Origin of the sequence: Actinomadura geliboluensis (genome assembly GCF_005889745.1) — a bacterium.
Classification (GTDB): domain Bacteria; phylum Actinomycetota; class Actinomycetes; order Streptosporangiales; family Streptosporangiaceae; genus Spirillospora; species Spirillospora geliboluensis.
The window spans coordinates 1-9,419 of record NZ_VCKZ01000356.1 but is presented as its reverse complement, the minus strand read 5'-3'; the positions used below and the strand labels follow the sequence as shown (position 1 = coordinate 9,419).

The following is a 9,419-nucleotide window of genomic DNA, read 5'->3' as shown; positions in this document are numbered from 1 at the left end:
GGGCCCGCCGCCCGGCGGCCCCCGCCCGATGGGCATGGGGATGCCGCCCGGAGGCGGCCCGAACTGGGCGCCCGTCCCGGCGCTCCCGCCGTCCGCGCGCGGCGGCCCGGGCCTCGGCCTCTTCGCGATCGTCGCGCTGATCGTCGCGCTGGTCGCGGGCGCGGTCGGCGCCGGGGTCGGCGTGATCGCGACCGACGGCGACGACGGCGGCTCCGTCAGCCTCGGCGGCAGCAACGACAGCGACACCCCGATCCAGGCCCGCCCGCCGGACTCCGTCGCGGGCGTGGCGCAGCGCGTGCTGCCCAGCGTCGTGATGATCCGCGCGCAGGCCTCGCAGGGCGAGGTCGGCGGCACCGGCTTCATCGTCAACGGCGGCTACGTCATCACCAACAACCACGTCGTCGCCGGTGCGGGCGGCGGGCAGATCCAGATCGTCTTCAACGACAAGAAGACGCTGCCCGCGACCGTCAAGGGCTCCGACCCGAGCTCGGACGTCGCCGTCCTCAAGCCGGAGGGCCAGCACTCGCTGCCGCCGCTGCCGCTCGGCGACTCCAGCAAGATCGCCGTCGGCGACCCGGTGATCGCGATCGGCTCGCCGCTCGGCCTGCAGGGCTCGGTTACCACCGGCATCGTCAGCTCGCTGAACCGGGCCGTGCCCACGCAGGGCGAGGGCGGCGGCGACGCGTCCTACCTGAACGCCATCCAGACCGACGCCGCGATCAACCCCGGCAACTCGGGCGGCCCGCTGGTCGACGGGAAGGGCCGCGTGATCGGCATCAACACCGCGATCGCGACGCTCGGCGGCCAGTCGCTCGGCGGCGAGACCCAGAGCGGCAGCATCGGCCTCGGCTTCGCGATCCCGATCAACCAGGGCAAGCGGATCGCCGAGGAGATCATCCGCACCGGCAGCGTCCGCCAGGCCAAGCTCGGCGTGTTCCCGGACCCGCGCTACCAGGACGGCGGCGCCCGGATCATGACCCAGCAGGTCAACGGGCAGGACCCGGTGGTTAAGGGCGGCCCGGCGGACAAGGCGGGGCTGAAGCCCGGCGACGTGATCACCAAGGTCGACGGCCGGCCGATCGAGGACGCCACCGACCTGATCGCGCAGATCCGCAGCCGGGCCCCCGGCGACCGGGTCACCGTCACCTACGAGCGCGCCGGCAAGGAGGCCAACGTCCAGTTGACGCTGGGTGCCGACTAGCGCGCCGCGGCACGATCGGGAGGTCCGGTTCGTCCGGTCTCGGGATACGCTGAGGGGGCCGGTCCGCGCGGACCGGCCCCTGACGGCTTGTGGAGGACGGGTTGTTCGACGTCGGACTCGGTGAGATGGCGGTGCTCGTCGTCCTCGCCCTGGTCATCTTCGGGGACAAGCTGCCGCAGGTCGCCGGGCAGGCCGGCCGCATGCTCCGGCAGTTCCGGCAGATGGCCGACAGCGCCAAGGCCGACCTGCAGGAGGGGCTCGGGCCGGAGTTCAAGGACTTCGACATCAACGACCTGAACCCGAAGACGTTCGTCCGCAAGCACCTCTTCGAGGACGAGGACGGCACCCCGACCGCGAACGGCACCGGCCTCTTCGACGACGCCCCGTCCTACGCCACGACGACGGGCGCCCTCCCAGCAGGCGAACGCCCCCCATTCGACAACGAAGCGACCTGAGCAAAGCAAGGGAAAGGCCCCGCCGGCGTCCGGCGGGGCCTTTCCCTTGCTCTTGGTGGACTTCCCGGGTTCTGGCCGTGTCACCGGCCCTTGGGGCTGATGCCCAGGGACATGCCGGCGAGGCCGCGGCTGCGGCCGGCGAGCTTGTCGGCGATGGTGCGCAGCTCCTTGGCGGCGCCCGCGTCCGGGTCGGACAGGACGAGCGGGGTGCCGTTGTCGCCGCCCTCGCGCAGGCGCGGGTCGATCTGCACCTGGCCGAGCAGCGGGACGCGGGTCCCGAGGGTCTTGGTCAGGGCGTCCGCGACGGTCTGGCCGCCGCCCTCGCCGAAGATGTGCTGCTGCTCGCCGCAGTGCGGGCACGCCAGGTAGGACATGTTCTCGATCACGCCGACGACCTGCTGGTGCGTCTGCGCGGCGATCGCGCCGGCCCGCTCGGCCACCTCGGCGGCGGCCTGCTGCGGGGTGGTGACGACGAGGATCTCCGCGGACGGCAGCAGCTGCGCGACGGAGATCGCGATGTCGCCGGTGCCGGGCGGCAGGTCCATCAGCAGGATGTCGAGGTCGCCCCAGTAGACGTCCGCGAGGAACTGCTGGAGCGCGCGGTGCAGCATCGGCCCGCGCCACACGACCGGCTGGTTCCCGGCGGTGAACATGCCGACCGAGATGACCTTCACGTCGTGCGCGGACGGCGGCATGATCATGTCTTCGACCTTGGTGGGCGGGGTGTCCACGCCCAGCATCCGCGGCACCGAGTGGCCGTAGATGTCGGCGTCCACGACGCCGACCTTGCGGCCCTGCGCGGCCAGCGCGGCGGCGAGGTTCACCGTCACCGACGACTTGCCGACGCCGCCCTTGCCGCTCGCGACCGCGTACACCTTGGTCAGCGAGTTCGGCTTGGCGAACGGGATCTCCTTGGCGGGCTGCCCGCCGCGCAGCTTGGTCTGCAGGTCCTTGCGCTGCTCCTCGCTCATCACGTCCAGGTCGACCTGGACCGAGGTGACCCCGTCGAGACGGGAGACGGCCTCCGTGACGCGTTTGGTGATGGTGTCCTTCATCGGACATCCGGCCACGGTCAGGTAGACGCCGACGCGGACGGTGCCGTCCGCCTCGATGTCGACGCTCTTGACCATGTCGAGCTCGGTGATGGGCTTGTGGATCTCAGGATCGTTCACCGTGGCGAGAGCCTCGGTCACCCGCTCGGTCGTCAACTGGGAGGCCATGCGTCCATGGTATGAACCCCGGGCCCCGTTCCGTTAATCAGGGTGTCCGTCCTCACACGCCGGGTGCGTCTCCATCGCGCGGGGGCCTCACCGGCCGTAACATCGGTGCGGTGACCACCGGTACCCTCCCGGCCGACGAGCCGGCCGTCTGGCGGACCATGCTGCGGGCGCAGGCGCGGATCTCCCGCCGCCTGCAGGCCGACCTGCTGGCCCGCCACGGCCTCGCCCTCGCCTCCTACGACGTGCTGCTGCACCTCGGCGAGGCGCCGGACGGGCGGCTGCGGATGAACGACCTCGCCGACCGCGTGCTGCTGTCGCGCAGCGGCCTGACCCGGCTGGTCGACCGCATGCAGCGCGACGGGCTGGTGGTGCGGCAGTCCTGCGCCGACGACGCCCGCGGCCTGTACGCCGTCCTCACCGCCGCCGGGCGGGACCGCCTCGCCGACGCCACCCCCACCTACCGGCAGGGCGTCCGCGACTACCTGCTCAGCCGGCTGGACGAGCCCGACCTGCGCATCCTCGGGCACATCCTCGGCAAGCTCGCCGACGAGAAGGTCCCGGCCCGAGCGGCTAGCGGACGTTCTCCTTGGCGTCCATCTCCTTGAGGATCTGCTGGAGTTCCGAGCGCAGGAAGTCGCGGGTGACGACCTCGTTCAGCGCCACCCGCAGCCCCGCGATCTCCCGCGTCAGGTACTCGGTGTCGGCGATGCTGCGGTCGCCGCGGGCCCGGTCCGACTCGTACTGGACGCGGTCCCGGTCGTCCTGCCGGTTCTGGGCGAGCAGGATCAGCGGCGCCGCGTAGGACGCCTGCAGCGACAGCATCAGCGTCAGGAAGATGAACGGGTACGGGTCGAACTTCAGCGCGGACGGCGCGAGCAGGTTCCACCCGATCCACACGGTGACGAAGACGGTCATGTAGACGATGAACCGGGCCGTGCCGAGGAACCGCGCGATCCGCTCCGACAGCCGCCCGAACGACTCGGGGTCGTAGTGGATCCGCGGCAGCAGCGTCCGGCGCACCTCCCGCGGCTGGTCCAGGCGCCCGGTCATCGGCCGTGTCGTCATCATGTGGTCCCCCGGAGAGCCTCTTCCTCGGGGTCCGCGGACCCCTCGGCGACGGCGTCCATCACGGTCTCGCGCCAGTCCTCGGGCAGCAGGTGGTCGAGGACGTCGTCGATCGTCACCGCGCCGAGCAGATGCCCGTTCTCGTCCACGACGGCGCCGGCGACGAGGTTGTAGGTGGCCAGGAACATCGCGACGGCCTCCAGCGACATGGTGGGGCGCAGCGGGTCGAGCTCGGCGTCCACGATCCCGCTGACCAGCGTCGGCGGCGGCTCGCGCAGCAGCTTCTGGAAGTGCACGGTGCCGAGGTACTGGCCGGTCGGCGTCGCGGTCGGCGGCCGGCACACGTACACCTGCGCGGCCAGCGCCGGGTTCAGGTCGGGGCGGCGGATCAGCGCGAGCGCCTCGGCGACCGTCGCGTCCGGCGGGACGATCACCGGGTCGCTGGTCATCAGCCCGCCGGCCGACTCGTCGGGGTAGGTGAGCAGCCGCCGCACCGGCGCCGCGTCCTGCGGCTCCATCAGCGTCAGCAGCCGCTCCCGCTGCTCGGCGGGCAGCTCGCCGAGCAGGTCCGCCGCGTCGTCGGGCCCCATCGCCTCCAGCACGTCGGCGGCCCGGTCCACGCCGAGGTTGCCGAGGATCTCGACCTGGTCGTCCTCGGGCAGCTCCTCCAGGACGTCGGCGAGCCGCTCGTCGTCCAGCGCGACCGCGACCTCCGCGCGCCGCTTCGGTGACAGCTCGTGCACGATGTTGGCGAGGTCGGCGGGCTTCATCCGCTCGAACGCGGCGATCAGCCCGGCGGCGCCCTGCCCGTGCTCGACGGCGGAGAACCCCTCGACGGCGTCCCAGTCGACGATCAGGCTCTCCCCGCGCTTGCGCAGGCCGCGGCCGGTGCGGCGGCGGACGGCGACCTTCGCGATGAGCCAGTCCCGGGTGCGGGTTGGCTCCATCGCCACGTCCACCACGGAGACGGGCTCGCCGGTGTCGCAGAACCGGACGGTGCGGTCCAGCATCTCGGCGATGGCCAGCGTCTCCGACTCGCGCTTCTGGAAGCGGCGCATGTTCAGCCGCCCGTCGAAGATGATCGCGTCCGCCTCGATCACCGTCACCCGGGTGATCGGCAGGAACACGGTCCGCCGCGGCGCGACCTCCACCACCAGCCCGAGCACCCGCGGCGGCCGCGGCGCCAGCCGCAGCGCGACCACCACATCGCGGACCCGGCCGACCTGGTCCCCGGCCGGGTCGAACACCGCGATGCCCGCGAGCCGGGCGATGAACACCCGTGTCGGAGCCGCACTCATGGGCAGGACACTACCCATGATCTCCCGGTCGATCCGGACCCGGGACGCACACCGGACGCTTCCGGCGAGGAGTGTCACATCTCGGGCGCTCGTCCCGTCCTAGCTGGCGTGAAAGAGTTGACGATGATGAGCGACGCTTTCGAGGAGCACCGCAGCCTGCTGTTCGCGGTGGCGTACCGGATGCTGGGCACGGCGGCGGACGCCGAGGACGCCGTGCAGGACGCCTGGCTGCGCTGGTCCGCCGCGGACCGCTCCGGCGTGGCCGACCCGAAGGCCTACCTCGTCCGGATCACCACCAACGTGGCGCTGGACCGGCTCCGCTCGGCGCAGGCCCGACGCGAGACCTATGTCGGCCCGTGGCTGCCGGAGCCGATGCTGACGTCCCCGGACGTCGCCGAGGACGCCGAGCTGGCGGAGTCGGTGTCGATGGCGATGCTGGTCGTCCTGGAGACGCTGAGCCCCCTCGAACGGGCCGTCTTCGTCCTCAAGGAGGTCTTCGGCTACCCGTACGCGGAGATCGCGCGGGCGCTGGACCGGTCGGAGGCGTCCGTGCGCCAGCTCGGGACCCGCGCCCGCAAGCACGTGCAGGCCCGGCGGCCGCGCTTCGAGGCCGGCGGCGCCGACCGGCGCGCCGTGACCGAGCGGTTCTTCGACGCGGTGCTCGGCGGCGACATCAACCGGTTCATGGAGGTCCTGGCCCCGGACGTCGCGCTGTGGTCGGACGGCGGCGGCAAGGTCCGCGCCCCGCGCCGGGTCATCTTCGGCGCGGAGAAGGTGGGCCGCTTCTTCAGCGCGGTGTCCCAGCAGACCTACCAGGGCGTCGAGCCGGCGGACATGCGGTTCGAGCGGGTCGAGCTCAACGGCGAGCCCGCGGTGGTCGTGTCCGGCCCGGCCGGCCCGATCAGCGCGTTCACCGCCGACGCCGACGCCGACGGCCGGATCCAGGCGATCCACCTGGTCGCCAACCCGGACAAGCTGCGCGCCCTCGCGGAGGGCCGCCGGCTCGAGATGTGAACCGCCGGCTCGAGAGGTGAGCCGGCGGGGGGCGCCCGCTAGTGGTCGACGCGCCGGCGCTTGCCGCCGACCATGCGCGGCGGCGTGCCGGCGGTCGTCGCCGGGGTCGGCACCGGCCGGACGGCCGCGTACTCCTCCGCCGCCGTCTCGACCTCCTCGACCGGGGTCAGCCGGACGATCCACGACTCGGCCGCCCACGTCTCCACCTGGCCCTCGTGGGTGCGGGCGTTCAGGCGCTCCTTGGCGAGGATCGGCGTCACGGCGTCCCACAGCTCGGTGCCGGGCTCGACGACCTCCGCGTCGGCGGTGAACGAGAGCAGCCGGCCGCCCTTGTCCTTGCTGCGCAGGATCACCGTGACCCGGTCGGCCTCCGGCAGGCCCGGCAGCGGCTGCTCGCCCTCGCCGCCGGTCAGCACGTAGGCGGAGCCGTCGTGCCACACGTGCCAGGCGGCCCGCGGCTGCGGCAGGCCCGGCAGGTCGAGCCACAGCAGCCCGGACTTCTTGGCCGCCTCCTCCACCAGCGCCCTGTTCAGACCCATGCCGGAAGGGTCTCACACCCGCTGGATAGCATCCGGGCCATGCGCTCACGCCGTACCACCCTCGCCGTCCCGGGCAGCAATCCCCGCTTCATCGAGAAGGCGCAGGGGCTGCCCGCCGACGAGATCTTCCTCGACCTGGAGGACGCCGTCGCGCCGTCCGCCAAGGAGGGCGCCCGCTCGACCGTCGTCGCCGCGCTCACCGGCGGCGACTGGTCCGGCAAGACCCGGGTGGTGCGCGTCAACGACCTCGACACCCCGTGGGCCTACCGGGACGTGATCGAGGTCGTCGAGGGCGCCGGCGCCCAGTTGGACGCGATCATGCTGCCGAAGGTGTCGGACGCGACCCACGTCCAGTGGCTCGACCGGCTGCTCACCCAGATCGAGCGGGCCACGGGCCTGCCGGTGGGCGGCATCGGCATCGAGGCGCAGATCGAGGACGCCCGCGGCCTGACGCACATCGACGCGATCGCCGCGTCCTCGCCGCGGCTGGAGACCCTCGTCCTCGGGCCGGGCGACCTCATGGCGTCCCTCAACATGAAGACGCTCGTGGTGGGGGAGCAGCCGCCCGGCTACACCGAGGGCGACGCCTACCACCACATCCTGATGCGGATCCTGATCGCCGCGCGCGCCCACGATCTGCAGGCCATCGACGGGCCCTACTTCAACGTCCGCGACGTGGACGCGTTCACGCGGGTCGCGCGGCGCTCGGCCGCGCTCGGCTTCGACGGCAAGTGGGTCCTGCACCCGTCCCAGATCGACGCCGGGAACGCGGTGTTCTCCCCGACCCAGGACGACTACGACCACGCCGAGCTGATCCTCGACGCCTACGACCACGCGCTGCGCGAGGGCCGGGGCGCCGCCCGGCTCGGCGACGAGATGATCGACGAGGCGTCCCGGAAGATGGCGCTCGTCATCGCCGCCAAGGGACGCGCCGCCGGGCTGGCCCGCACGAAGCGCTTCGACCCCGCGGGGAACTGAGGCCCCGTACGATTCGTCCCACGTAGGCGAGGCATTACGGGAGGGTCGCACGTGTCAGAACGAGGGGACGCCGAGGGCTGGGCCCCGCTCGACCCCGACCTTCCCAACGGCCGTCCACCGGAACCGCACCCGCCGGAACGGCATCCGCAGCAGGCGCAACCGCCGCAGCCGGTCGGGTTGAGCAAGGAGTACGGCCCGCCCCAATACCCGCAGGCGCCATATGGGCCAGGCCCCTATGAGCACGCGTACGGCGCCTACGGCGCGTATGGTGCGCCGCCCGTGAAGCGGTCCTGGGCGGTGGACGCGCCGAAGGGTGCCCCGTTCCACCGGCTGGCGCGCACCGAGGCGCACCGGTGGTGGCGCCCGCTGGTGGGGACGCTGGCGATCGTGGCCGCCGGGATGGGCCTGGCCTTCGGGCTGATGATCATCGGAATGATCATCCGGGTGGTGGCGACCGGGGAGCTGCCCGACTCGTCCGGTTCGGAGACCGGGTCGATCTTCGGGGACGAGACCGCCGACCTCGCGTTCAACCTGGCGGCGCTCGCGGTGTTCCTGCCGGTGGCGCTGTTGGCGGCGTGGGGGATCCAGCGGCGGCGCCCCGGCACGCTGTCGTCGGTCGCCGGACGGCTCCGCTGGCGCTGGATGCTGGCGTGCTCGGGCCTCGCGATCCTGTTCTGCGTCGTGTCCTACGGGACGTCGATCCTGGCGGGCGTCTCCCTGGAGGAGCAGTCGGGCGGCGACGAGCAATGGGTCGGCTGGGACGCCTTCATCATCCCGGCGATCGCCATCATCCTCCTGGTGCCGTTCCAGGCGGCGGCGGAGGAGTACGTTTTCCGCGGCTGGATGCTGCAGGCCGTGGGCGCCTGCACGCTGGAGAACGCCAAACGGCGCGTCGGGCGCGCGCTGAGCATCGTGTTCCGCACGCCCTGGCCCGCCATCGTCGTCGGTTCGGCGCTGTTCACGTCCGGGCACGGCTACACGAGCTGGGGCATCCTCGACATCTTCGCCTTCGGCGCGATCGCGGCGTGGCTGGCGGTGCGGACGGGCGGCCTGGAGGCGAGCATCGCGCTGCACGTGTTCAACAACCTGATGGCGTTCCTGTTCTCGGCGGCGGTCGGCGAGCTGGACATCGAGCAGGGCAGCGTGCCGTGGCAGGTCGTCGTGGCCGACGTCGTCCCGATGGCGCTGTACGCGGCGGGCGTCGTCTGGCTCGCGCGGCGGATGCGGATCCAGACCGTCACGACCGGCCCGGAGGACGAGGACGACGCCCCCGTCACCGGCACGCCCCAGCCGACCTCGGTCTCATAGCAGCCCCCACAGGACGAGCGCGTCCAGCAGCCCGTCCGTGACGGGAAGGCCCCGCAGTTCCTCCGGCGAGATCCACCGCACCTCGGACGCGTCGTCCCCGGCCTGGAGCGTCCCTCCGGTGACGTCCGCCGCGTAGTCGTGGATCTCGTAGACGACCCCGCCCGGCCCCGGCCGCTCCACCGACCCGATCTCCCCGCCTGCGACGACGTCCAGCCCGGTCTCCTCCTTCAGTTCCCGCGCGACCGCCGCCGGATCGTCCTCGCCGGGCTCGACGCGCCCGCCCGGGATGGACCACAGGCCCTCGCCCGGCGGCCGGCCCCGCCGCACCATGAGCAGCCGCC

Annotated in this window: 11 protein-coding genes; 6 read left to right on the top strand and 5 right to left on the bottom strand. The window is 72.6% G+C overall.

The genetic code is table 11. The features are described from left to right. Positions 1 to 1,201: S1C family serine protease (locus tag ETD96_RS34400; protein ID WP_138640658.1), on the top strand; the 1,201-nt coding region annotated here is incomplete at its 5' end. Between the two features lie 101 nt (positions 1,202 to 1,302). After that, positions 1,303 to 1,656 carry a sec-independent translocase gene (locus ETD96_RS34395; protein ID WP_138640657.1) on the top strand — a complete coding sequence of 118 codons (354 nt, stop codon included), beginning with the start codon at positions 1,303 to 1,305 and terminating at the stop codon, positions 1,654 to 1,656. 80 nt (positions 1,657 to 1,736) lie between these two features. On the opposite strand, the gene ETD96_RS34390 is transcribed toward ETD96_RS34395, so the two are convergent. Further along, a complete protein-coding gene (locus tag ETD96_RS34390; RefSeq protein WP_138640656.1) occupies positions 1,737 to 2,876 on the bottom strand; it encodes an Mrp/NBP35 family ATP-binding protein in 1,140 nt (379 codons plus the stop codon). A gap of 110 nt (positions 2,877 to 2,986) precedes the next feature. Between ETD96_RS34390 and ETD96_RS34385 the strand changes: the two genes are divergently transcribed. Continuing rightward, on the top strand, positions 2,987 to 3,481 hold the full coding sequence (locus ETD96_RS34385) for a MarR family winged helix-turn-helix transcriptional regulator (RefSeq protein ID WP_240808436.1): 495 nt from the start codon (positions 2,987 to 2,989) through the stop codon (positions 3,479 to 3,481). Here the strand turns inward: ETD96_RS34385 and ETD96_RS34380 are convergent. Continuing rightward, positions 3,447 to 3,926 carry a DUF1003 domain-containing protein gene (locus tag ETD96_RS34380; protein ID WP_240808435.1) on the bottom strand — a complete coding sequence of 160 codons (480 nt, stop codon included), beginning with the start codon at positions 3,924 to 3,926 and terminating at the stop codon, positions 3,447 to 3,449. The two genes, ETD96_RS34385 and ETD96_RS34380, sit on opposite strands and share 35 nt — an antisense overlap. 14 nt (positions 3,927 to 3,940) lie before the next feature. After that, positions 3,941 to 5,239: a magnesium transporter MgtE N-terminal domain-containing protein gene (locus ETD96_RS34375; RefSeq protein ID WP_138640654.1), complete on the bottom strand. Its 1,299-nt coding sequence runs from the start codon at positions 5,237 to 5,239 to the stop codon at positions 3,941 to 3,943. A 123-nt stretch (positions 5,240 to 5,362) separates the two neighbouring features. Here ETD96_RS34375 and ETD96_RS34370 point away from each other — a divergent pair, with 123 nt between their 5' ends. After that, positions 5,363 to 6,253, top strand: a complete 891-nt coding sequence (locus ETD96_RS34370; RefSeq protein ID WP_138640653.1) for an RNA polymerase sigma-70 factor — start codon at positions 5,363 to 5,365, stop codon at positions 6,251 to 6,253. A 38-nt stretch (positions 6,254 to 6,291) separates the two neighbouring features. Here ETD96_RS34370 and ETD96_RS34365 read toward each other — a convergent pair whose 3' ends face one another. Beyond that, on the bottom strand, positions 6,292 to 6,792 hold the full coding sequence (locus ETD96_RS34365) for a hypothetical protein (RefSeq protein ID WP_138640652.1): 501 nt from the start codon (positions 6,790 to 6,792) through the stop codon (positions 6,292 to 6,294). 39 nt (positions 6,793 to 6,831) lie between these two features. Here ETD96_RS34365 and ETD96_RS34360 point away from each other — a divergent pair, with 39 nt between their 5' ends. Further along, positions 6,832 to 7,770, top strand: a complete 939-nt coding sequence (locus ETD96_RS34360) for an HpcH/HpaI aldolase/citrate lyase family protein (RefSeq protein ID WP_171069371.1) — start codon at positions 6,832 to 6,834, stop codon at positions 7,768 to 7,770. 51 nt (positions 7,771 to 7,821) lie between these two features. After that, complete coding sequence (locus ETD96_RS34355; RefSeq protein ID WP_138640651.1) at positions 7,822 to 9,078, top strand: CPBP family intramembrane glutamic endopeptidase; 1,257 nt, start codon at positions 7,822 to 7,824, stop codon at positions 9,076 to 9,078. Here the strand turns inward: ETD96_RS34355 and ETD96_RS34350 are convergent. After that, positions 9,073 to 9,419, bottom strand: a 347-nt coding sequence (locus ETD96_RS34350) for an NUDIX hydrolase (RefSeq protein ID WP_138640650.1), incomplete at its 5' end; no start/stop codon positions are given. The genes ETD96_RS34355 and ETD96_RS34350 overlap by 6 nt on opposite strands.

Coding starts and splice junctions, on each gene's coding strand:
- ETD96_RS34390 (WP_138640656.1), bottom strand. CDS start 2,876: ATGGCCTCCCAGTTGACGACCGAGCGGGTGACCGAGGCTCTCGCCACG.
- ETD96_RS34360 (WP_171069371.1), top strand. CDS start 6,832: ATGCGCTCACGCCGTACCACCCTCGCCGTCCCGGGCAGCAATCCCCGC.
- ETD96_RS34375 (WP_138640654.1), bottom strand. CDS start 5,239: ATGAGTGCGGCTCCGACACGGGTGTTCATCGCCCGGCTCGCGGGCATC.
- ETD96_RS34370 (WP_138640653.1), top strand. CDS start 5,363: ATGATGAGCGACGCTTTCGAGGAGCACCGCAGCCTGCTGTTCGCGGTG.
- ETD96_RS34365 (WP_138640652.1), bottom strand. CDS start 6,792: ATGGGTCTGAACAGGGCGCTGGTGGAGGAGGCGGCCAAGAAGTCCGGG.
- ETD96_RS34380 (WP_240808435.1), bottom strand. CDS start 3,926: ATGACCGGGCGCCTGGACCAGCCGCGGGAGGTGCGCCGGACGCTGCTG.